A 22,970-nucleotide genomic window follows, 5' to 3' on the forward strand; every position below is an offset into this window, starting at 1 on the left:
GTGATCGTGGAGGAAGCCCCCGTCGCGCCACTGCGGGAGTCGTTGGTGCAGGACTCGCATGTGGTGCGGGTGAGCGCGGCGGACGAGACCGCGCTACGGGCCCTCGCCGGAGCGTATGCGGATGCTCTGGGGGGCACGTCCGGGGACGAGCTGGGCGACTTCGCGTTCACGGCGAACACCGGTCGTGCCGGGCATCGTTACGGCGTGGCGGTGCAGGGTGCTGACGCTCGGGAACTGGTCGCCGGCTTGAGGGATGTTGCCGCGGGCCAGGTCACCGTGTCCCGACGGGGCGGTACCCCCGCGCCGACCGCGTTCATGTTCACGGGTCAGGGTTCGCAGTACCTGGGTATGGGCCGTGGTTTGTATGCGGTGGAGCCGGTGTTCCGGGCGGCGTTGGACGAGTGTGCTGAGCTGTTGGCGGGGCATGTGGATGTGCCGTTGCTGGAGTTGTTGTTCGGTGGTGTGCCGGGTCGGCTGGATCGGACGCGGTATGCGCAGCCTGCCATTGTGAGTGTTCAGGTGGGTCTGGTGCGCTGGCTGGAGTCGGTGGGGGTTCGTCCGGATGTTGTGGTGGGTCACAGTCTGGGTGAGCTGACGGCGGCGTGGGTGGCCGGTGTGGTGGGCCTGGCGGATCTGTTGCGGTTGACGGCGGTGCGTGGGCGGTTGATGGAGTCGCAGCCTGGTGAGGGTGCGATGGCGGTGGTTCATGCGGATGCCGAGACAGTCCTCGCTGCTCTGCCTGCTTTTCCGGGGGTGGAGGTTGCGGCGTTCAATGCGCCTCGTGTGGTGACGGTTACGGGCCTGGCGGATGCGGTGTCCCGGTTCTGCCGGGAGTCCGGTCTGCGGTCGCAGCCTCTGACGGTGAGTCATGCGTTTCATTCGGTGGCGATGGAGGGTGCGGTCGCGCCGTTCGTGGAGGCCGTTGCTGCCACGGCGCTCTCGGCTCCGGTGATTCCGTTCGCGTCGACGGTGTCCGGTGGCTGGCACAGCGCGGGGACTGCCTGCGACGCGGGTTACTGGGGGCGGGCGATTCGTGAGCCGGTGCGTTTCAGTCAGGCCGTGGCCGCGCTGGGTGAGGTCGGTCCGGCGGTGGTGTGGGAGATCGGTTCGCAGCCTCAGTTGACGTCGTTGGCGCGGGCGTCGTGGGGCGGGGTGGAGCCGGTGTGGATCAGTACGTTGCGGCGTGACCGTGTTGATCAGGTTCTGCTGCACAGTGCGGTGGCCGAGCACTACAACCACACGCGTACCGATCTGGACTGGGCCGGTCTGCATCAGGGCAAGGGCCGGCGCACCACCACCATTCCCACCTACCCCTTCACCCGACAGCGGTTCTGGATCTCCTCCGGCCCGCACGAGACCACGTCGAACCACAAGAACGAGACGAAGAGGCACGAGAACCATGGCTAGCGAATACGGACTCAAGCGACACTTCAACGGCGACGCGGCCCGCCTGATCGGGGACAGGATCCGAGCCGTCCACCCCGAGTTCGATGTGGAGGGCTATGCGACCGAGGTCGAGTCGCGCATTCCCGGCAAAGAACTGAAGGACCGCGTCCTCGTCCTGGCCGAGGGTCTGCGCACCCGCCTGCCCGCCGACTACTCCGACGCCGTGCCGATCCTCATCACCATCCTCGGCGACGAACTCGCCGAAGGCGAGGGCATGTTCAACTCCAGCTGGTTCCTCATGCCGGTCGCACGATTCGTCGAGGAGTACGGCCTCGACCACCCCGACCTGTCGCTGGACGCCATCGAGGAGATCACCAAGCGGCACACTGGCGAGTACGCGATCCGGCCCTACCTCGAACAGCACTACGCGCCGACGATGGAGCGCGTCGCCCTGTGGGCACAGAGCCCGAGCCACAACGTGCGGCGCCTGGCGAGCGAGGGAGTCCGCTCCCGCCTGCCCTGGGCCCGGGTCCTGCCCGTGTTCGTCAAGGACCCGCGGCCGGTCCTGGAGATCCTCGAACCACTGCGCAGCGACCCCTCGGAGTACGTGCGCAAGTCCGTCGCCAACAACCTCAACGACATCTCCAAGGACGCCCCCGATCTCGCGCTCACGACGGCGCTGCGGTGGCTGGAGGAGAGCCCGACCCCCGAGACCAACTGGATCGTCAAGCACGGTCTGCGCACCCTGGTGAAGAAGGGCGATCAGCAGGCCCTCGCCATTCTCGGGGCCACGGGAGGCGAGCATGTCCGCGTCCCCCGGCTGAGCGTCACCCCCCGGTCGGTGACGATCGGGGACACCCTCGTCATCAGTTTCGACATCGAGAACACCGACGAGCGGGCGCACAGCATCGCGATCGACTACGTGGTGCACCACGTGCGGAAGAACGGGCGCAGCATCCCGAAGGTCTTCAAGCTGACCACCCTCGAACTCGGCCCCGGAGCGCGGCGGTCCCTGGAGAAGACCCACACGATCAAGGAGGTGCAGACCCGCCGGTACTACGCGGGTGAGCACACCGTCGACATCCAGGTGAACGGTCTCGTCCAGGCCACCGAGCGATTCGACCTGCACACATGAGCGGCGTCCGGTCGGTTCTCAGCGCTGCCGATCCGCTGGTCTCCGACCACCGGATCGGTGGCATCCCGGTCTTACCCGCCGCCGCGCAGATCGACGCCGTGCTGTCCGCCTGCGACGCCCGCCGCCCCGACTGCCGGTGGACCCTGGAGCAGGTCGCCTTCCGGGTGCCGCTGCTGGTGGTGGGGCCCGAGGCGGAGCTCGAGGTCCACACGGCCGAGGACGGCGACTGCGCGGTCCGTTCCCTGCGGCCCGAAGACGGCGTACCCGTCGTGCACAGCACCGCCCGGGTGTCCGGCAGCCCGTTGCCGCCGCCCCGCTATGCCGATGTGGCCGCGCTGCGGGCCGGGTGCACGGAGCACGTGCCGCTGGCGGACGTGGGCGCGTGGCGCGAGGCGAGCGGGATCGCGTACGGGCCGGCGTACCAGGTGATCCGGTCGGCGCATCGGGGCCCGGGCCGGATGCTGCTGATGCTCCGGGCCGGCGACGACGCGAACGCGGCGTCGGCACCTGCCTTCGTACCGCCGGCCCTGCTCGACAGCGTCTTCCAGGCGCTCGGGATGCTCGACGGGGGTGCTGCCGGCGCGTGCCTGCCCTGGTACGTCGGCCGGCTGGTGGCCCGCCGCAGGATCTCCGGCACGGTGATCGCCCTCGTCGAGCGGGACGAGCCGGGCGAGGCCGGGGGCAAGGGCGGTGCCGTACGGGGACGGGCCACGGTCTGCAATCAGCAGGGAGAGGTCCTGCTGGAACTGGACCGCATCACCCTCAAGGCCGCCAAGCCCATCGCGCCCACGGTGTCCGATGCGCCCGCGGTGTCCTCTGCGCCCACAGTGTCCGATGCGCCCGCGGTGGCCCCTGCGTCCACCACCACGGTCGATGCGGCGCCCGCCGACGCCGAACAGGCGCTGCCGGCGGTCCCGTTGATCGAGACCGTCGTCTGGCGGGAGACCGATCTCGATCCCGTGCACCCGGCCGCGCCCGAGGGGCACGTGCTGATCGTGTCCCCGCACGACCTCCGTCCACCGACAGGTCGGCATGCCGGACACATGACGCCGGCGCAGCTCCTGGACGGGGGCCTCGACACGCTGCCGGCCGACGCCGCCTTCCGGGACGTCGTGTACGTGGCGCCGCGCGGGCTGAGCGGCGAGGCGCAGGTGACGGAGGCCCTGCAGGGGGTCTTCGCGCTGGTGCGCCGACTCGCGGCGCGCCCGCCGATGTCCGACCTGCTGATCGTCACCTCCGCCGCACACCAGGTGGCGCCGGAGGATGTCGTCGACCCCTTCATGACCGCCCTGTGGGGCCTCGGCCGCACGCTGCGCGTCGAGCATCCCCGCACCAGGGTCCGCCTGGTCGACCTCGGCCCCGGGAACGCGATCGGCCCGGACGACGATGACGTCTCCGCCTTCTGGGAGGCGCTCGGCCAGGACCGGCCGGAACTCGCCCGGCGCGACGGCGCCTGGTACGAGCCCTGCCTGCAGCCGCAGCACACGAGCACCACCGCCCCGGTGCGATACGACGGCGGCCGCTTCCTGATCACCGGTGGCATGGGCGGCATCGGCCTGCGCGTCGCGGAGTTCCTCGCGGACGCGGGCTGCGCCCATCTGACCCTGGTCGGGCGGACCGTGCCTGACCAGGGAGAGACCCGGGACCGTCTCGATCGACTCGGAAGGCGCTGCGACCTGACGGTCGTGGCGGCGGACGTCCGCTCACTTCGCGAGGAGCCGGCCGGCGCCGCACGCTACGACGGGGTGTTCCACGCCGCCGGAGTCCTGCGCGACGGACTGGCGCGCAGCCTGACGCAGGAGCAGGTGGACACCGTTCTCGGACCCAAGGTCGGCGGCGTACACGCGCTCACCGACCTGGTGTCCGGGAACGAACAGCCGGGCTTCGTCGCCCTGTTCTCCTCGGTCGCGGCCGTACGGGCGAACCTCGGCCAGAGCGCCTATGCCGCGGCCAACGCCTACCTGGAGGGCTACGCCGCCCGTCAACGTGCCGAAGGCCGTAGTTGGTACAGCCTCGGCTGGGGCCTGTGGACCGTCGGGATGGGCGAGTCCATCGCCCCGAAGGCCGCCGCGCACGGCATCCCGGCCCTTACCGCGGACGACGGCATCGACCTGCTCCGCACGGCCCTCGGCCGGCCTCCCGCGCATTACGTACTGACCGCCGCCGTGAAAGCGAAGGATGCACCCATGACTGCTGTCACACCGGAATCCGGGCTGTGGCCGTCCCTCACCCACGCGCTCATGAAGGTCCTGCATCTAGACGGCGTGTCCGCCGAGGACGATCTGCTGGAGCTGGGCCTCGACTCGATGATGGCGGTCGAGCTGGCGGCGTCACTGACCGCCGACGGGCTCGACATCGACCCCATGGTGTTCTTCGAGCGCACCAACGTCGGCGCGCTGCTGGCCCACCTCGAATCGCTGCCGCGCACCGCTCCTGCCGACGCCGCCGCTCCAGCTCCCGCTCTCGCCCACGCTCCCGCCCACGCTCCAGCTCCCGCTGCCACTCCCGTCCCGGCGCCCGCCCCCGTCCCGGTCGCCGCTCCGCGGACGCCCGCGGCGCCTCCGGCCCGTGCGTCGCACATCTCGGTGCCGCAGCAGCGGCCGGCCGCGGCGGTGGAACGGCCGTCGGCCGCCACCGTCCCGGGCACCGCCGACTCCTTCGTCCCCGACTGGGACCGCTTCAGGGACGCGGCGCCCGCCGCGGCGGCACCGCCGGTGTCGCCGCCCCGTGCCCCGTTCCCGACCGCGCCCCCGGCCCCGTCGGCCCCGGCTCCCGCCCCGGCTCCCGCCCCGGCGGCCGACCGCGTACCGCGGCGGACCCTGCCGGGCCGGCTGGCCGACGCCCCCCACGGCAGGTTCCTCGACCGGCGCATCGACGCCCTGTCGACGGAGGACCGCCTGATCGTCGCCAAGGACGAGTACTTCTACGAGCCCGTCATCGAGGAGGCCACGGGTCCCCGGATCAAGTTCGACGGCCGCTGGTTCCTCAACTTCGCCTCCTACAGCTACCTCGGACTCATCGGGCACGACTACATCGACGACCAGGTCCTGCGCGCCGTGGAGCGGCACGGGACCGGTGCGCACGGGGTGCGGCTGCTGGCGGGCACGCTGCACCTGCACCGGGAGCTGGAGTTGGCGCTCGCCCGCTTCCTGGGCACCGAGGACGCCATCGTCTTCTCCAGCGGCTACATGGCGAACGTGGCGACGGTCGGCGCTCTCGTCGGCCCCGGCGACGTCGTCATCGGCGATGTCTACAACCACGCCAGCATCCTGGACGGGTACCGGCTGTCCGGTGCGTCCGTCATCACCTACGCCCACAACGACCTCGCCGACCTGGAACGCGCCCTGCGCAAGGCGGGTGACACGGGCCGCCTGGTCGTCACCGACGCCGTCTTCAGCATGGACGGCGACGTGGCCGATCTGCCCGGCATCGTCGAGCTGTGCGAGCGGTACGACGCCCCGCTGATGGTCGACGAGGCACACAGCCTGGGTGTCCTCGGCGCCACGGGCCGCGGCATCACCGAGCACTTCGGCATCGATCCGGCACGGATCGACGTCAAGATGGGCACGCTCTCCAAGACGGTGCCGAGCGCGGGTGGTTACGTCGCCGGGTCCAGCGACCTGATCTTCGCGCTGAAGAACAACGCGCGGGGCTGGATGTTCTCCGCGGCCGCGACTCCCGCCCAGGTGGCGGCGGCCAAGGCGGCGATCGAGGTGATGTCGGCCGCCCCGTCCCTCACCGGGGAACTGCGGACGAGGACGACCCGGTACCGCGAGCAGCTCCGCGCCCTGGGCTTCGACACGCTGGCCAGTGAGACACCGGTGGTGCCCATCATCTGCACCAGTGCCGAGCAGGCGGGGACGATGGCCCGGCTGTGCCAGCAGGACGGGCTCTTCGTGCAGCCGATCGTCTACCCGGCCGTGCCGCGGACGCTGCCCCGGCTGCGGACCATCGTCAACCTCAGCCACTCCGACGCCGATCTGGACGCGGCCGTCGTGACGCTGGAGAAAGCCGGCCGCGTCTGCGGCCTGATCCGCTGAGCACCGATCCGGCGGAGCGGTCCACAGGACCGATACCACCGTGCGCCGACCATCGCATGGCTACCAAGGGGGGAACCGACCATGACCGACATCGACACCACGGCGTTCTTCGGGGCGATTCTGAAGACCATCGCCTCGACCCGCAACCACGGCACCGACCAGGACGCGTACGCGTCCGGTGTGCTGGAGCCGACCGCGCGGATCCGCGCGGTCGAGAAGGAGGTCGGTGACCGGCGGCTGACGCCCACCGAGGCCGAGGAGGTGCTCGGTCTCCTGGGGACGACGCTGCGCACCAAGCGCACGCCGGACGAGGAGCGCGAGTACTACCTCCAGTACATCGAGAAGGTCTCCGGGATCAGCCGGGCCTCGCTGGGCGTGTCCGGCTGGTGAGCACCTCCCGACTCGCGTGGTACAGCCACGAGATCTGTTTCTGGCACGACCCCGGTCCCGGATCGGGGTACGTGCCGGTCGGGCCGGGCGTCGAGCCGTTGCGCCAGTTCGCGGTCGACCCGGACCTCCGCCGTGCCGAGGGGCTGGCCAAGGCGTCGGGTGTGACGGACCGGTTCACCGTCCTCACCCCGACGCCGGCCTCCGACGAGGACCTGCTCCTCGTGCACGTCCCCGATCACATCGAGCGGGTCGAGGCTGCCTCGGCCGCCGGCGCGGGCGATGCCGGGGTGTACGCGTACGTCAACTACCACAGCGCGCAGGCCGCGAGGCTCGCCGTCGGGGCCTGCGTGCAGGCCGCCGCGGGTGTTCTGGACGGTCGCTTCGACCGGGCCTACTGCCTGGTGAGGCCGCCCGGCCATCATGCGGAGCCGGACCGGGCGATGGCGCTGTGCCTCTACAACAACCTGGCGGTGGCCGCCCGTGCCGCGCAGCGCCAGGGGGCGCGCCGCGTGCTGATCCTGGACTGGGACGTGCACCACGGCAACGGCATCCAGCGGACCTTCTACGAGGACCCCGACGTGCTGTACATCTCGGTGCACCAGGAAGGGTTGTTTCCCGCGGCGTCCGGTCTCGTCCTGGAGACCGGCGCGGGCGCGGGGGCGGGCAGCACCCTCAATGTGCCGCTGCCCGCCGGCTCGGGCCACGGCGCGTATCTCGCGGTGATGGACCGGATCGTGGAGCCGGCGGCCCGCGCGTTCGGCCCCGATCTGATCCTGGTCGCGGCGGGCGTCGACGCGAGCGGCCACGATCCGATGGGCCGGATGCTCTGCACCAGCCGCACCTTCCACTCGATGACGTCGACGATGTGCCGGCTCGCGGACGAACTGACGGGGGGCAGGATCGTCTTCGCCCACGAGGGCGGCTACTCCGCGTGGTACCAGCCGATGCTGGTGCTGGGCACGGCCAGTGCCATCGCCGGTCTGCCGGCCCCTCAGGATCCGTTCCTGCACTCGCTCGAGCACCTTCCGGGCCAGCGCCTCCAACGTCACCAGGACCGGGTGATCGCACACCTGGAGGACCATCACCCGCTGCTCGCCGGCTCGGCACCCCCGGCTACCGCGGCCGGTCCGTCCGCGGTGGCCGGGCGGCCCGCGCCCGGGACCGGGGTGCCGCGATGAGCGGTTGGTGGATGACGGTGGGGAGCGGCGCGCGTCGGCCGGCCGGCACCCGCCCGGGGCCGCGGCCTCGCGCCCGGTTCCGGGTCGTGGCACTCCCGCACGCCGGTGGGTGGCCCTCCGCGTTCCGCTCCTGGTGGCAGGTGCTGCCCGAGGACGTGGAGTGCGTCGTCGCCCAGCTGCCCGGCCGGGGCGCGCGTATCAACGAGCCTCTGGTGGCCCGCGTCGAGCCGCTGGTCGACGCCCTCGTTCGGGACCTGGCGGAGCTGGAGCCCCTGCCGTACGCGGTCATCGGGCACAGCTTCGGCAGCGTGCTCGGCTACGAACTCACCCGGGCGATGGAGCGCAACGGTCTGCCTCCCACCCTGCTGGCGGTGTCCGCGCGTCAGCCGCCGTGCTTCCCCAGCGAGCCGCCGTTCGCGCATCTCAGGAGCGACGCGGAGCTGCTGGAGCATCTGACGGACATGGGCGGGATGTCTCCCGGGCTGGTGGACCGTGCCGACCTGGTCCGGTCCTCGCTCCGGGCGATCCGGGCCGACCTGGAGGCGATGGAGACCTACCGGCGGCCGCCGTTCGGTACCGGTGTCCCGATCCTGGCGCTCGGCGCGGTGGACGACCCGGTCGTCATCGACGAGCGGATGCACCTGTGGTCGCTGGAGACGTCCGGCGGCTTCAGCCGGCAGACGTTCACCGGCGGCCACTTCTACCTCTACACACCCGCCAACGCGGCAGCAGTCGCCGCCCGCCTGATCCCCGGCCTCGACCACCCCAGGTCGGAGCCGCCCCTCCCGCACCCCCTCGTCCGATGACCGTCATCGGGCTCCGATGTGCACCATCCTGAAAGGAAACACATGAGTACCACCGCCGATACCACCTCGCAGGCAGGACCTCGTGAGTGGTTGGGCCTGGCCGTGCTGGCGCTGCCGACCTTGCTGCTGTCCATCGATGTGAGCGTGCTGCACCTGGCCGTACCGCACATCAGCGAGGGTCTGAACCCCTCCGCCGCCCAGATGTTGTGGATCATCGACATCTACGGCTTCCTGATCGCCGGCTTCCTGGTGACCATGGGCACCCTGGGCGACCGGATCGGCCGCCGGAAGCTGCTGCTGATCGGCGCCGCCGCGTTCGGCCTCGCGTCGCTGGGCGCCGTCTTCGCCGACGGCCCGGCCGCGCTGATAGCGGCGCGGGCCGCGATGGGCATCGCCGGAGCGACGCTGATGCCCTCGACCCTCGCCCTGATCATCAACATGTTCAGCGACGCGCGGCAGCGCGGCGTGGCGATCGCGGTCTGGGTCACCATGTTCTCCGTGGGCATCGCGCTCGGCCCGGTGGTCGGTGGCGCCATGCTGGAGTACTTCTGGTGGGGTTCGGTCTTCCTGCTCGGCGTGCCCATCATGGGCGTGCTGCTGGTGGCGGGCCCGATCCTGCTCCCGGAGTACCGCGACGAGGAGGCCGGCAGGCTCGACCTGACCAGCGTGGCGCTGTCGCTCGCCACGATCCTCCCGGTGATCTACGGACTGAAGGAGATCGCCAACGACGTGGTCGGCCCGGTCCCGCTCGCGGCGATCGCCGTCGGCCTGGTCGTCGGCGTGCTGTTCGTCCGTCGGCAGCGCACACTGGAGAGCCCGCTGCTCGACCTCGGCCTCTTCGGCAACTCCACCTTCCGTACGGCCCTGGTGACGCTGCTGCTCAGCATGCTGGTGGCCGGCGGCACGTATCTGACGGTGACGCAGTACCTCCAGCTCGTGGGCGGACTGTCCCCGATGAAGGCCGGGCTGTACCTGCTGCCGGCGGCCTTCGCGCTGATCGTGACGGCCGTGGTGTCCCCGATGGCGGCGAGCAGGATCCGTCCGGCGTACGTCGTCGCCGTCGGGCTTGCCGTGTCGGGCGTCGGCCATGTGATGCTGAGCCTGGCCGACAGCTCGTCGGGCATCGCCCAGGTGGTGACGGGCTTCGCCTTCGTCTACGCAGGTGGTGGTCCGCTCATCGCCCTGGGCACGGACATCGTCGTCGGATCGGCCCAGCCCGAGCAGGCCGGGTCCGCCGCGGCCCTGTCGGAGACCAGCACCGAACTCGGCATGGCGCTCGGCGTGGCCCTGCTCGGCAGCCTCGGCGCCGCCGTGTACCGCGGTGGGGTGGACGTCCCGGCGGGAGTGGCGGCGAGCGCCGACGACACGCTCGCCGGAGCGGTCGAGGCGGCGCAGGGCCTGTCCTCGGACGTGGCGACCGTTCTGCTCGACTCCGCACGTGAGGCGTTCACCGACGGCATGAACGTCATCGGTGGCATCGGGGCGTTCGTCGCGCTCGCCTCCGCCGTGCTGGTGGCGGTGGTCATCAAGATTCCGGCCACCGGAGCGGGTGAGGACTCCGACGGTAGCGAGGGTCCGGCCGACGGCGTCGTTCCCGCCGTCAGCGTGGAGGGTTAGCACAACGCGCCACCCCCGCCGGGCCGGGCCCGGCCCGGCCGCCGGTGTGCGGCCCGCGTCGTGCGACGCGGGCCGCACCGGTCACACCGAGGCGCCGGGCTGGTAGGCGTCCGCGTACGCCCCCGTGGGGGCGATGGGCGTGATGACGTCGATCAGTACGCCGTCGGGGGCAGCCACGATGAAGTGGCGCTGGCCGAACGATTCGCTGCGCAGGGGGAGTTCGGCCCTCAGGCCGGCGCCCGTCACGAGGCGCGCGTACTCGGCGTCGACGTCGGCCACCTCGAAGTTGAGGAGCAGGCCCTGGGCCGGCCGGCGGAAGGCTTCCGGCACGGTCTCGTGCTCGGCGGCGACGAGGGCGAGCTCGTAGTGCGGCGGCTCGGGCCGCCGCAGGCTGACGTACCAGTCGCACGCGAAGGTCGTCTCGAATCCGAACAGCGTGCTGTAGAACGCCACGGACTCACTGAGCCGCTCGGTGCAGAGCACGGGATAGAAGCTGGTCAGGGCGGAGGGCGTCATCACGGCACCGTTCTGGGGCGGGGTTGCGGTCGTCGTGTCTCAACGAGGATGCCGCCCCCGCGTCACGTCCGCCGGATCGAAGGCAGGTCGACATGACAGCGGTGCGCGCGGCGGGCGAGGTCCGGGTATGGGCGGTGCGGCGGGAGCCCCCGTGGCGGGAGGACCTCTCGCTCTCCCTGCTCGACGCGGAGGAACAGGCCAGGGCGGCAAGCTTCACCCGCCGGCGCGACCGGTCGATGTACCTCGCGGCGCATGCGGGGCTGCGGCTGCTGCTGGGTGACCGGCTCGGCGTCCACCCCCGGGACCTTCGGTTCGGCCGTGACCGGTGCGCGCACTGCGGCGGGCCGCACGGGCGGCCGGTTCTCCTCGACGGCCCCGGCGGCCTGCACTTCTCCCTCTCCCACTGCGCCGGCATCACGCTCATCGGCGTCGCCGACGTGCTCGTCGGGGTCGACGTGGAGCGGCTGCCCGGCCCTCGGACGGTCGAACTGTGCCTGTCGCGGCTGCATCCGCGCGAGCGGGAGGAACTGCTCCGGGTTTCCCGTGCCGAACGCCCCCTGGAGTTCTGCCGGTTGTGGACGCGCAAGGAGGCGTACCTGAAGGCCTTGGGGACCGGGCTCAGCCGGGGGCTGGACCGGGACTACCTGGGGGCGGGGGGAGAGGGGAGGCCCGCGGGCTGGAGCGTCGTCGACCTGTCCTGTGGCCCGCAGGGCCGCACGCACGCCGCGGCGCTGGCCGTTCCACGGGGGGTGCGGGTGCCTGCCGGACCGGGCGAGCTGAACTGGTCGGCGTACGGCCATGTCCTGGGCGGTGTCGGCTCGTTGGGGAAGAGGGGGCCATGTTGACATGCCATCGGTATGTCATTAGGTTCAGTTCACATACCGTTGGTACGTGAGTGGAGATGGCACCCCATGCTGACCAGCTTCTGTCCGGTGATCTGCACCTCGCGGCTGGGGGAGTCCCGCAGCTTCTACAACAGACTGTTCGGCTTCACCGCCACGTACGCGACCCCGTGGTACGCCGGTCTCAGCCGGCCCGGGGGGCGACGACACGAAATCGCCCTGCTCGACCACGCCCACGCGGCACTGCCGGAGGCACTCCAGCGTCCGGTGCGCGCGGTGCGGCTCACCCTCGCGGTGGACGACACGGCTGAGGAATGGGACCGGATCGCCGCCCTCGCGGCGGCGGAGCACCCGGACCGGAGGCACCTCGTCATCACCGACCCCAACGGGGTCCGGATCGATGTCGTCGCACCGGTCTGACCGCCGGGAGCCCCAGGGCCGCACGCCGCAGGCGGAAGTCGCGCCGGGCCGGGGGGCCGGAGCTCGCGGCCCGGCTCCCCGGCCTCGCCGTGTCCGCCGGGCGCGCGCGGTCACTTCGCCCGCAGCGCCTCCAGCATCCGCGCCAGCGCCTGCCGGGTGTCCTCGGGATCGGAGGAGTCCTCCGACGTCGCCAGCCACAACGCCGCCTCGTTCATCGCCCCCGACAGCAGATGCGCGAGCGGCGCGACCGGCTGTGCGGGGATGGTGCCCTCATGGATCAGGACGGTGAGAGCCTCGGCCAGGTGGCGGCCGGAGGTGGCCTCGTTCATCGCCCGCCAGTCCCGCCAGCCGAGCACCGCCGGCCCGTCGACGAGCATGATGCGCTGGAGCGCCGGGTCGGTGGAGGCGCTCAGGAACGCCTGGCAGCCGTGGGTGAACTGGTCCCAGGTGTCCTCCTGGGCATCCGCCGTCGCCGCGATGTGCGCGGCGACCTCCTGCTGCACCTGCTCCAGGACGGCCCGGAACAGTTCGGCCTTGCTGTCGAAGTGGTGGTACAACGCGCCTTTGGTCACTCCGGCGGCCCCGACGATCTCGGAGAGACCCACGGACGCGTAACCCACCTTCGAGAAGAGCCGCCGGCTCTCCCGCAGCAAGGTGTGCCGCGTCTGCTCCCGCTGCTGTGCGCGAACCCCGTTCGTCATCGTTGCGCCCCCCGTCTTCGGCCTCTGAAGCCATGCGCACACGGTACTTCGCCGCCGGCGGCACGAGCGACCCGTGCGGGAGGCCCGGCCGTCTCCACCCGCCGTCGTGCCTGCCGGCTGCCCGGCGCCTGCCGCGCCCGGGGGCCGGCCGGGTCGAGCCCGATACTCCGCGGGGGTGCCGTCGCGCTGCGGCCCCGATCGGGCGCGGCTAATCTGGCGCTGCCCCTTTCATGCCCTTTTCGGCGCTTCAGCCCGTCGGGAGTCTCATGGTCGTGTCCCAGTCCGTCGTCACGCCGCCCTCCAGGGCCGCGGTCTTCCTGGTGGCCACGGTGGCACCCGGTGGTGAGGCCACCGTGCGCGACGGGCTCGAGGACCTGGCGGGGCTCATCCGGTCCGTGGCCTTCCGGGCTCCCGACGACGGCCTCACCTGTGTCGTGGGCATCGGATCCGAGGTGTGGGACCGCCTCGTCGGCGGAGCACGGCCGCGTGAGCTGCACCCCTTCCAGCCGCTGCGGGGCCCTCGTCACCGGGCGCCCGCCACGCCGGGGGATCTGCTCTTCCATGTGCGGGCCCGGCGCATGGACCTCTGCTTCGAACTGGCCAGGCTGATCGTGGACCAGCTCGGTGCCGCGGTGACGGTCGTCGACGAGGTGCACGGCTTCAAGTACTTCGACGAGCGTGACCTCCTCGGATTCGTCGACGGCAGCGAGAACCCCGAGGGCGTGACGGCCGACGGGGCGGTGTTCATCGGCGACGAGGACCCGGCCTTCCGGGGCGGCAGCTACGTGATGGTGCAGAAGTACGTGCACGACATGGCGGCCTGGACCTCGCTGACCGTCGAGGAGCAGGAGCACGTCATCGGACGCACCAAGTCGGCCAACGTCGAACTGTCCGACGACGTCAAGCCGGCCGACTCCCACGTCGCGCTCAACACGATCGTCGACGACGACGGCGCCGAGCAGAAGATCGTCCGGGAGAACATGCCGTTCGGTGAGGTCGGCCGCGGCGAGTTCGGCACCTACTTCATCGGCTACGCGCGCACGCCCGCGGTGACCGAGCGAATGCTGCGCAACATGTTCATCGGCGATCCACCCGGGACCACGGACCGCATCCTCGACTTCTCCACGGCCGTGACCGGCGGCCTCTTCTTCGTGCCGAGCGCCGATCTCCTCGACGACCTCCCCTCCCCGCCCCCCGATGCCGCCCGCCTCGGCGACCTTCCCGCGCCTCCTGCCGACGCCGTCCGGCTCGGAGACTCCCTGGGCATCGGCAGCCTGAAAGGAGCGCGGGTGCCATGACGACCCCCGCCACGAACAACCTCCACCGCGAACTCGCCCCGATCACCCCTGCGGCCTGGGCCGAGATCGAGGAGGAGGCCCGCCGTACCTTCCGGCGCCATGTCGCGGGCCGTCGCGTCGTCGACGTCCCCGACCCGGCGGGCCCGGAGCTCGCCGCCGTCGACACCGGACACCTCTGCGACATCACTCCGCCCGCCACCGGGGTCACGGCGCGGCTGCGCGAGGCGAAACCGGTCGTCGAACTGAGGGTGCCGTTCACCGTCGACCGGTCCGCCGTCGACGATGTCGAGCGCGGCTCGAAGGACTCCGACTGGCAGCCCGTGAAGGACGCGGCGCGCACCATGGCGTACGTCGAGGACCGGACGATCTTCGACGGGTACGCTGCGGCGGGCGTCGACGGACTGCGCGCACGGTCGTCGAACCCGGTGGTGAGACTGCCCGAGGAGCCGCGGGACTACCCCGACGCGGTCAGCCGGGCTCTGACGTCGCTGCGACTGGCCGGCGTCGACGGCCCGTACGAGCTGCTGCTCGGCGCCGACGAGTACCGGGCGGTCAGCGAGACCTCCGACCACGGCTATCCGATCGCGGCCCATCTGGCCCGGATGCTGGACGGCGCCCCGATCTGGGCTCCGGCCCTCACCGGTGGCTTCGTCCTGTCCACCCGCGGCGGCGACTTCGAACTGCACCTCGGCCAGGACGTGGCGATCGGCTACACCGGGCACGACGCGAGCGGCATCGAGCTGTACTTCCACGAGACGCTGACGTTCCTGACGTACACGGACGAGGCCGTCGTCGTACTGGAAACCTGAGACCCTCACCGAACCGGCCGAGGCATCACACGCGAGGCGCCATGAACCACTGGCTGGTGCTTTCCGCCGTCCCCCGGCTCGCGGGCGCGACGGTCCTCGGATCGGCGATCGGCACGCTCGTCGCCTTCCTGGCCCACCCGCTGCTGGGAATCCTCGCCGGGATCGCCGCGGCGGAGACGCTCTTCGTCGTCACAGGATGGTTCGCCCTGTGGCCCATGGACGCCGCCGCCACCCTTCGCAACGTACGGCGCGAGGAGTTCCGGCCCGTTCTCGAAGAACTCGCGGTCGTCGGGACCGCCGTCTGCGGACTGGTCGGCATCGTGGTGCTGCTCCTGGTCGGCCACTCGGACCTGAGCCACGCCGCGGCCGCCACGGCGTTCTGCGGCGTGTTCATGGCCTGGGCCGCCCTCCACCTGATGTACGCCACCCGCTACGCGTTCCTCTTCTATCTGCCGCCCAAGGGCGGGATCGACTTCAACACCGACGACCCGCCGCAGTACAGCGACTTCCTGTACTTCAGCTACAACCTCGGAATGACCTATCAGGTCTCCGACACCGACGTGTCGAGTCCCGCGATCCGTGCGATCGCCCTCCGCCACTGCCTGCTGTCCTACGTCTTCGGCGCCAGCATCCTCGCCACCACCATCAACCTCGTCACCGGGATCGTCACGGGCTGACAGGCGAGCACGCCATCGGCGCCTCGGCCCGCGCGCAACGGAGTGCATCGCTGGAGTGTCGGGCCGTGGGCGACGGCCCTGACGGCCCGCTGACATACCTTTGGCTCCCTGCCCCCTGTTCCGGCGGCCCCCGCCGCACAGCGACGAAAGGGCCGGGATGAACGGCAACCCGCTCTACTACTCGATCGCACTCGCCGTGGCATCGGCGGTCATGCTGCCGGTGCCGGTGGCGATGCTGTCCGGCTGGAGTCCGCCGTGGATACGGAAGCGACAGGCGGGCATGCGACTTCGCGCCTACGGTCTGCTGTGCCTCTACGCCCTGATGCCCCTCAACGGCATTCCCCGCATCGCCGGAGCCTCCGGCGAGACGGTCACGGCCTGTATGAACATGGGCTTCGTCTTCCCCGCCGCCGCCGCGGCCCTCTTCCTGTTCGCGGAACGCAAGGACTCAGGCGCCCGGGCCGCCGGTCACACTGAGCCGCGCGAGGGCTGAGACCGGCGGGTTCGCGGTGGAGATCTCCTCCACCGCCGGGTTTCCGCCCCACCGGGCGCGTGCGGGGACCTCCTCGCCCTTCATCAGGAACGAGTCCGGGGCGAGCACCGCGCCGTCGCCCATGGTCACGCCGTAATGCACATGGGCGCCGACGCCGAGGGTGCAACCGGTGCCGAGCGAGCTGTAGTCCGACTTGAAGGTGCCGTCCTCCTGGGAGTGGCACTGGATCTTGCTTCCCGCGTTGAGCGTGCAGTCGTCGCCGATGGTGGTGAGGGTCCGCTCGGTCAGATAGCAGCCGTCGTCGAACACCCTGCGGCCGATCCGGACACCCAGGAGCCGCCAGATCACGTTCTTGAACGGAGTTCCGTTGAAGATCTCGAGGTACTCGTCGGGAACCTTCCAGAGGCGCTCGTGCCACCAGAAGTACGGCTCGTAGATGGAGCACAGCTGCGGTCGCAGAGCGCGGAAGGCCACGATGCACCGCTCCACCACGACGTAGTAGAGGGCGGAGAAGGCGAGCGCCGTCGCCAGGTACAGGGCGATCGCCGCCGGCCCGAAGATGCCGTAGAGGTCGACGGTGACGAGGCCGGTCACGGTCAGCAGGAACACGTACAGCCAGCGCAGGAACAGGAAGCCTGTCATCGAGCGGATGTTGTAGCGGTTCTTCGCCGACAGATTGCGGCGCAGTTCGCCCCCGGTCCTGAAGTGGTCGAAGCGGGAGTCGCGCTCGACCGACCTCGGTATCTCGAAGCAGGGCGAGCCGAGCAGCCCCACTCCCTCACGCACCTCGCCGTCCAGCGGGATCATCACCTTCGTGGCGAGGAGGCAGTTCTCGCCCGTCCTGGCCCCGGCGGGGTAGGCGATGTTGTTCCCGAGGAAGTTGTGCGCCCCGATCGATGTCCGTGAGACGCGGAAGGAGGTGCCGGAGTAGTCCGCGTTCAGGATCGAGAGGCCGTCCGCGATCATCGTCCCGCTGCCGATGGTGCTCAGATACGGCGTCTCGTGCTGCATCTCGGAGCCGAAGTTCGATCCGGTCTGCTCGACCCGGCACAGGTCGTATCCGAGGCCGCGCAGGTAGTGGACGATGTACGAGCTGTCCCCGAACAGCCAGGCGAAGAACTTGACGTTGGTCATGCGCGCGATCGTGCGATGCACCGAGTAGTGCAGTCCGTAGAGCGGATAGACCTTGTCCGGTTCGACGATCAGGTTCAGCAGCCGGGGAACGGTGTACAGCACGGCCATGCCGAGGACGACGGCTCCGAAGAAGAACACGGCGGACACGAGCAGCGCGTGGACGTAGACGCCGGCCGAGGTGAGGTCCGCCGGGCCCGGAGCCAGCATCGTTCCCACCACCGGCAGCCGGGTCAGGACCGTGTAGGCGATGCCGATGCTCAGCGGCATGTACAGGAAGAACGTCTGGAGGACGGTGGTGAGGCCGTAGCCGACCCGGCGCCAGGTGCCGCATCCCGTCGGTTCGACCCGTACGTAGTCGACCTGGGTGGGCTGCGCCGGGGAGCCGTGCCACCGCTCACCGCTCGGCACCGACTGTCCGCTGTACAGCGCGGAGGTGTGGCCGAGTTGCGAGCCGTCACCCATCGAGGTGCCGATGTCGAGCACGGTCTTCTCGCCGATGAAGGCGTCCCGTCCGATGGTGATCCGGCCGGTCTGGATACGTCCGGCGTGCGCCCGGTAGCAGAGGAGGAACGCGTCCTTGCGGATCACCGTGCCGGAGCCGATGGTGAGCAGGTCGGTGCAGACCGGAACGGTGTGGGTCAGGATCGTGACACCCTTGCCGATGCGCGCGCCCAGTGCCCGCAGATACAGCACGAAGATCGGGTTGCCGGAGAAGAAGACCATCGGGTTCGCGTGGATGAGCGCCTTGACGGTCCAGAAGCGCAGATAGGTCAGTCCCCACACCGGGAACTCGCGGGGTTTCCAGCGGCCGATGAGGATCCACTTGGCCGCGATCGGGAACACGCACATGGCCAGCAGACCGGCGCTGCCGAACAGGGCGGAGCGGACGTAGAGGTCGACCGGGCCCGAGCCTTCGGCGACCCATTCGTAGCCCCGCACGGCGATCAGTCCGGCGACGAAGGTGTAGCCGAGGAATATCAGGAGCTGTGCCACGCCGCACAGGACGTACCGCAGAGTGCCGGCGGGTATCGCCGCCTCGGGTGCCTCCAGCACCGGCACCCCTTCGGGGACCGGCGGTGCGGCGGGGGAGGGGGCCGCGTCCGCCAGCGCCGTGGCCAGGCGCCCGAGCGTCGGGTGCTGGTAGATGTCCTTCATCGACACCGACGGCAGGTCGTCCCGCTTCCTGACCCGGGCGCAGAACTGGGCCATGACCAGCGAATTGGCTCCGAGGTCGTCGAAGAAGTGGCTGTCGGGCGACACCTGCTCGACGCCGATGACATCGGCCAGAACCTCGGCGAGACCCGTCCCGGTGCCCGTCACCGGACCGGCGTCGCCGCGCCGGGAGAGCCCGGATTCCTCGGGCTCGGGCGTCAAGACCTCGACGGACTTCTCCACCATGCGAGCTCCTTGCGGATACGTCGGCCCCCTTGGCCGACGCCGGGGCCCGCGCCGGCACCGACAACGGCCGGAGCCGGCACCCCGGGAAGCCACGAGGTTGTGCGTCCGTCTCCTGGTCGCAGGAGACGGACTGTCAGTGTCAGCCGCCCCCTGGCGGGGTGCCACCGGAACCGTCCCGCCGCCACGGCGCGGCCGTCGCGGGGGCCCGTACGTACCCGCGCCCGCCTGCTCCGCTCCGGGCGGTGGAGGGACTCCGCCGAACGAGTGAGGCGCCCCGCCCCTTCGGCGCCGGCGGGCCGGGCGGTCACCGGCCGCCGCCCGGGGCCGACTGCCGGGCGCCGGTGGACCGACGCCCTAGGCTGCACCCGGCACCGGCCTCGACCCAGGAGCGCGCATCATGTCCGACCCCGTCCGGAAGCACCCGTACCCCGACGCGCTGCGAGCGGACCAGGCACCCGAGCCGCACGCACTGCTCGCACCGGTGACCGGGCTCCTCGGCACCTGGGTGGGCACGGGCCGCGGCGAGTATCCGACGCTCGCCGAGGAGTTCGCGTACGCGCAGGAGGTCACCTTCAGTCATGACGGGCGGCCGTTCCTCCACTACGAGGCCCGCGCCTGGCTCCTCGACGCGGACGGAAACCCGCTGCGGCCGTCGGCCCGGGAGAGCGGCTGGTGGCGGCTGCAGCCCGACGGGCGTGTGGAAGCACTGATCACCCAGCCCACGGGCATCGCGGAGATCTCGGTCGGCCGTGCGGGCGACGGCGCGGTCGACCTCACCACCCATCAGGTGGCGCTGGCGCCCACCGCCAAGGAGGTCGACGCCACCCGTCGCCGCTACACCCTGGCGGACGAGGACACACTCGACTTCGTCCACGATCTCGCCGCGGTCGGGCAGCCGCTGCAGCATCACCTGTCGGCCAGGCTCCGACGCGGGGACTGAGGCCAGGGGCGCGCGGTGGGGGCACGCGTGTGCGTACCGTGCCCTGCCTCACCATCGTCATCAGCGGTCAACGGGCCCCAGCGGAGCCGCGATCCCGCGGTCCCGCGGTTTCCCGGTGGCATTCCACCGGACCGGCGGGCTCAGTCCTGCCGGTCCACCCGCTCCGGCGCCGGCCCGGCGTCGCCGTACTCGTCGTGCCAGTTCCACCATGCGTACGGCGGGGTACGGGGATAGCCCGCGGGCGAGTCCTCCCATTCCTCCTGCCGCCCGAGGGCCGTCATGTCGAGGTAGCTCCAGGTGCTCCCCAGCGCCTCGTCACCCCGGGCGTTGATGAAGTACGTACGAAAGACGCTGTCGCCGTCGCGGATGAACGCGTTGGTGCCGTGCCACTCGTCCACACCGAAGTCGGTGTCGAACGCGTCGGTGATCGTGTACCAGGGAATCGTCCAGCCCATCCGCGCCTTCACGCGCTCGATCTCCGGCTGCGGCGCGCGCGAGGCGAAGACGAGGGTGGTGTCGCGGGCGTTCAGATGGGCCAGGTGGCCGACGTGGTCGGCCACCATGGAGCAGCCGCGGCAGGCGTGGTCGGGCCAGCCGGACACACCGGGCTCGAAGAAGGCGCGGTAGACGATCAGCTGACGGCGGCCCGCGAAGAGGTCGAGCAGACTCACCCTGCCCTCGGGCCCGTCGAAGGCGTACGCCTTCTCCACCGCCAGCCAGGGCATCCGCCGGCGCTCGGCGGCCAGGGCGTCCCTGGCGCGGGTGAGCTTCTTCTCCTCCACGAGCAGCTGCAGGCGGGCAGCCTCCCACTCCTGCGGTGAAACGACCGGAGGCGTGTTCATCGTGATGTTCACCTTCCACTTCGGTCCTCGCTCGTGCGCCGGGCCAGAAGGACGAGCCGGGCGGCGCCCGCCATCCTCCTGCGTCCAGGGTCGGGCGCCTTCGGCACGGGCGCACGTCGATGCCCGGCGTCCTCTGCGTCCGTATGCGGCACGGGACCGGAGCGGGGGCCCTGCGAGGACCCGGCGGTGCCCTCGCGTTGCGGGATGCCCTGAGGGACGGCAACATCGTGAGAACGGCATCTGAGATGTCTGCGCGCAGATCCCACCGGACGCTTCGGGCGTCGCGGCACTTCGAATGACTCTTCCACGAGACCGATCAGCGAGATCAGCGTATTCGGGCACACCGGCGGCGTCGTCGCACACGCGATGATGCGGGTCGCTGCGCGGTACGCCGCGGGCGGCGTCGGCTGGTACGGCGGTCATGTCGAAGCAGCTGCACCCCACCCCCGGCGACGTGTCCGTCACTCATCGCTCCGGACGAACCTGGGGAGTGAGCCATGACGACTGGGACCGCGTTGCACTGGATCGACGGCGCCTGGATCGGCTCGGGCGGCCGGCACATGGACGGCGCGTACGAGGCCGCCGGGGAGACCCCCGGCGGCGGGTACGCCGACGACGGACGCGAGATGGCGGCCCGCGCACTCACCGCGGCGCGGCGGGCGTTCGGGGAGACGCGCTGGAAGGACGACCGGCATCTGCGCGCCCGGACCCTGCACGAGATGGCCGACGTCTTCACCTCACACATGGGGCAGTTGACCGACGCGCTGGCCCAGGAGAACGGGAAACGCAGGCAGCACGCGCGTTTCGAGGCGGAGACGGTGCCGTCCCGGCTGCGCTACTTCGCCTCACTGATCCGTACCGGATACGGCCGTGCCCTCGAAGTCGCCCCGGGCAGATGCTCACTCGTTCTGCGGCGCCCCCGGGGCGTGGCGGGAATCGTCGTTCCCCGCAACTCCCCGGTCGTCCTCCTCATCTGCTCCCTCGCCCCGGCCCTGGCGGCCGGCACGACCAGCGTGGTGCGGATGCCGGGGCAGACCGCCCTGGTGAACGCGCTGGTCTTCGGCATCCTGTCCGAGATCGAGTCCCTGCCGCGCGGTGTCGTCAACGGCTTCACCGAGGAACACGCGAACGGGGCCCGGTATCTGGTCGCCGCCTCCGACGTGCCGTGCGCGCTCGACAGCGAGGTCCACGACACGGCGGTGATGGACGACTTCATCGAGTACGAACACGTCGTCATCACCCCCGGAACGATCCAGCGATAGCCGGTGGCAGGCGGCGGCCGGCCCACCGGCTCGGGACCCTCGGCCGCATGACGGAGCGTCATCCCGGACCGAGCGGTCCCGGCGGGCTTCGCCGAGGTCCCCGCCGCGGTGCACGATGACCACCGCGGCGAGGGCGAGGACCAGGCCGGCCGCGGTCTGCGCGCCGAAGGGTTCGTCGAACACGAGCGTTCCCCACAGGGCCGTCACCGGTGCCATCAGGAACATCAGCGTGTTGACCCGGGTCACTCCGGAGCGGCGCAGGATCAGCCAGTACAGGCCGTAGCCGCCGAAGGTGGCGAGGAGCACCAGCCAGGCGACCGCCGTCCAGAAGGAGGCGTCGGCGGGTGGCGTCATCGACCCGGTGGCCGCGGCCAGGACGGTGAACACCACGGCACTGGTGGCGCAGTGGACCGTGAGGGCGACCGAGGGCGCCACGTCCGTGCGGGTACGGCGCTCCAGGAACGTCGCGGCGACCAGCGAGAGCATGCCGAGGAACGGCACGGCGTAGGCCCATGGCGGGACCCCCTGCGCCGCACCCGCGTCGGCGAGCGTGACGACGGCGACGCCGGCCACCCCGAGGAGCAGGCCCCACCACTGCCGGGCCGGGACGTGCTGCCGCAGCAGCGGCCCGGCGAGTGCGCCCGCGACGAGGGGCTGGGTGCCGTCGACGAGGGCGGTGGTGCCGGTGGAGACGCCGAGCTGGATCGCTCCGTACACCGTGAGCAGATAGCCGCTCTGCGACAGCGTCCCGATCACCGACTGCCGCAGCAGGTCTCGGGCGGTCAGCCCGCGCCAGGAGGCCCGCGCGAACACCGCTGCGGCCACGGCGAGGACCGCGGCGAGCGGGACGAAGCGCCACATCAGCACGGTCACCGCGGCAGCGCTGCCGGCGCCGAGCTTGGCCCCGATGAAGCCGGAGCTCCAGCAGACCACGAAGGCGGCGGAGAGGAGCACGTTCATGACGGTCACCATCCGGGGAGGTGCGCCGGCGGGCGGACCGGCCGCCGGCGGGGCGGCCAGAGGACGGACACATCGGTAAACAGATCTGTCTACTCCCGACCCACTATACAGATCGGTATACTCGTC

At 71.1% G+C, this 22,970-nt stretch carries 19 protein-coding genes and 1 pseudogene; 15 read left to right on the forward strand and 5 right to left on the reverse strand.

The features are described 5' to 3' along the window. The 7 genes from ACIQMR_RS36400 to ACIQMR_RS36430 form a co-directional block, all read left to right on the forward strand. Nucleotides 1-1,407: acyltransferase domain-containing protein (locus tag ACIQMR_RS36400; protein ID WP_401396956.1), on the forward strand; the 1,407-nt coding region annotated here is incomplete at its 5' end. After that, a complete protein-coding gene (locus ACIQMR_RS36405) occupies nt 1,400-2,521 on the forward strand; it encodes a DNA alkylation repair protein (protein WP_401396959.1) in 1,122 nt (373 codons plus the stop codon). The genes ACIQMR_RS36400 and ACIQMR_RS36405, both read left to right, overlap by 8 nt. Then, nucleotides 2,518-6,561 carry an aminotransferase class I/II-fold pyridoxal phosphate-dependent enzyme gene (locus tag ACIQMR_RS36410; protein WP_401396962.1) on the forward strand — a complete coding sequence of 1,348 codons (4,044 nt, stop codon included), beginning with the start codon at nt 2,518-2,520 and terminating at the stop codon, nt 6,559-6,561. The genes ACIQMR_RS36405 and ACIQMR_RS36410 overlap by 4 nt, the downstream gene beginning before the upstream one ends. An 81-nt stretch (nt 6,562-6,642) precedes the next feature. After that, on the forward strand, nt 6,643-6,951 hold the full coding sequence (locus ACIQMR_RS36415; RefSeq protein WP_401396965.1) for a hypothetical protein: 309 nt from the start codon (nt 6,643-6,645) through the stop codon (nt 6,949-6,951). Continuing rightward, nucleotides 6,948-8,129: a class II histone deacetylase gene (locus ACIQMR_RS36420; RefSeq protein ID WP_401396967.1), complete on the forward strand. Its 1,182-nt coding sequence runs from the start codon at nt 6,948-6,950 to the stop codon at nt 8,127-8,129. The genes ACIQMR_RS36415 and ACIQMR_RS36420 overlap by 4 nt, the downstream gene beginning before the upstream one ends. An 86-nt stretch (nt 8,130-8,215) precedes the next feature. Further along, a complete protein-coding gene (locus ACIQMR_RS36425) occupies nt 8,216-8,935 on the forward strand; it encodes a thioesterase II family protein (protein WP_401396970.1) in 720 nt (239 codons plus the stop codon). A 42-nt stretch (nt 8,936-8,977) separates the two neighbouring features. Beyond that, nucleotides 8,978-10,552 (forward strand): MFS transporter, encoded by a 1,575-nt coding sequence (locus tag ACIQMR_RS36430; RefSeq protein ID WP_401396973.1) that lies wholly within the window; start codon nt 8,978-8,980, stop codon nt 10,550-10,552. A gap of 81 nt (nt 10,553-10,633) precedes the next feature. Here ACIQMR_RS36430 and ACIQMR_RS36435 read toward each other — a convergent pair whose 3' ends face one another. Beyond that, nucleotides 10,634-11,068 (reverse strand): VOC family protein, encoded by a 435-nt coding sequence (locus ACIQMR_RS36435; protein ID WP_401396976.1) that lies wholly within the window; start codon nt 11,066-11,068, stop codon nt 10,634-10,636. Nucleotides 11,069-11,160: 92 nt separating this feature from the next. On the opposite strand from ACIQMR_RS36435, the gene ACIQMR_RS36440 reads away from it, so the two are divergent. Together ACIQMR_RS36440 and ACIQMR_RS36445 are read left to right on the forward strand one after the other, a co-directional pair. After that, nucleotides 11,161-11,913, forward strand: a complete 753-nt coding sequence (locus ACIQMR_RS36440; RefSeq protein WP_401396979.1) for a 4'-phosphopantetheinyl transferase family protein — start codon at nt 11,161-11,163, stop codon at nt 11,911-11,913. Nucleotides 11,914-11,979: 66 nt separating this feature from the next. Further along, nucleotides 11,980-12,330, forward strand: a complete 351-nt coding sequence (locus ACIQMR_RS36445; RefSeq protein ID WP_401396982.1) for a VOC family protein — start codon at nt 11,980-11,982, stop codon at nt 12,328-12,330. Between the two features lie 110 nt (nt 12,331-12,440). Here ACIQMR_RS36445 and ACIQMR_RS36450 read toward each other — a convergent pair whose 3' ends face one another. Then, nucleotides 12,441-13,031 (reverse strand): TetR/AcrR family transcriptional regulator, encoded by a 591-nt coding sequence (locus ACIQMR_RS36450; protein ID WP_401396985.1) that lies wholly within the window; start codon nt 13,029-13,031, stop codon nt 12,441-12,443. Nucleotides 13,032-13,297: 266 nt separating this feature from the next. Here ACIQMR_RS36450 and ACIQMR_RS36455 point away from each other — a divergent pair, with 266 nt between their 5' ends. The 4 genes from ACIQMR_RS36455 to ACIQMR_RS36470 all read left to right on the forward strand — a co-directional run bounded on the left by ACIQMR_RS36455 (nt 13,298) and on the right by ACIQMR_RS36470 (nt 16,308). Continuing rightward, the gene (locus tag ACIQMR_RS36455; protein WP_401396987.1) at nt 13,298-14,329 is read left to right on the forward strand and encodes a Dyp-type peroxidase; all 1,032 of its coding nucleotides are present in this window, start codon (nt 13,298-13,300) and stop codon (nt 14,327-14,329) included. Then, nucleotides 14,326-15,138 (forward strand): family 1 encapsulin nanocompartment shell protein, encoded by an 813-nt coding sequence (locus tag ACIQMR_RS36460; RefSeq protein WP_401396990.1) that lies wholly within the window; start codon nt 14,326-14,328, stop codon nt 15,136-15,138. Before ACIQMR_RS36455 ends, ACIQMR_RS36460 begins: the two co-directional genes overlap by 4 nt. Nucleotides 15,139-15,179: 41 nt before the next feature. Next, nucleotides 15,180-15,815 carry a DUF1345 domain-containing protein gene (locus ACIQMR_RS36465; RefSeq protein WP_401396993.1) on the forward strand — a complete coding sequence of 212 codons (636 nt, stop codon included), beginning with the start codon at nt 15,180-15,182 and terminating at the stop codon, nt 15,813-15,815. A gap of 157 nt (nt 15,816-15,972) precedes the next feature. Continuing rightward, entirely contained in the window at nt 15,973-16,308 is a 336-nt protein-coding gene (locus tag ACIQMR_RS36470) for a hypothetical protein (RefSeq protein ID WP_401396996.1), read from the forward strand. Here ACIQMR_RS36470 and ACIQMR_RS36475 read toward each other — a convergent pair. After that, nucleotides 16,264-18,840, reverse strand: a complete 2,577-nt coding sequence (locus tag ACIQMR_RS36475) for a Pls/PosA family non-ribosomal peptide synthetase (RefSeq protein WP_401396999.1) — start codon at nt 18,838-18,840, stop codon at nt 16,264-16,266. The genes ACIQMR_RS36470 and ACIQMR_RS36475 overlap by 45 nt on opposite strands. Before the next feature lie 397 nt (nt 18,841-19,237). On the opposite strand from ACIQMR_RS36475, the gene ACIQMR_RS36480 reads away from it, so the two are divergent. Continuing rightward, a complete protein-coding gene (locus ACIQMR_RS36480) occupies nt 19,238-19,780 on the forward strand; it encodes an FABP family protein (RefSeq protein ID WP_401397002.1) in 543 nt (180 codons plus the stop codon). 140 nt (nt 19,781-19,920) lie between these two features. Here ACIQMR_RS36480 and ACIQMR_RS36485 read toward each other — a convergent pair whose 3' ends face one another. Continuing rightward, nucleotides 19,921-20,622: a DUF899 domain-containing protein gene (locus ACIQMR_RS36485; RefSeq protein WP_401397005.1), complete on the reverse strand. Its 702-nt coding sequence runs from the start codon at nt 20,620-20,622 to the stop codon at nt 19,921-19,923. 626 nt (nt 20,623-21,248) lie between these two features. On the opposite strand from ACIQMR_RS36485, the gene ACIQMR_RS36490 reads away from it, so the two are divergent. Next, nucleotides 21,249-21,884, forward strand: coding sequence for an aldehyde dehydrogenase family protein (locus tag ACIQMR_RS36490; RefSeq protein WP_401397040.1), 636 nt, complete (start codon nt 21,249-21,251; stop codon nt 21,882-21,884). Between the two features lie 102 nt (nt 21,885-21,986). Here the strand turns inward: ACIQMR_RS36490 and ACIQMR_RS36495 are convergent. Beyond that, a pseudogene (locus ACIQMR_RS36495) lies at nt 21,987-22,844 on the reverse strand (DMT family transporter); the annotation flags it as partial. Nucleotides 22,845-22,970 lie beyond the last annotated feature (126 nt).

The organism is Streptomyces sp. NPDC091376 (genome assembly GCF_044757085.1).
Taxonomy (GTDB): Bacteria; Actinomycetota; Actinomycetes; order Streptomycetales; family Streptomycetaceae; genus Streptomyces; species Streptomyces pratisoli.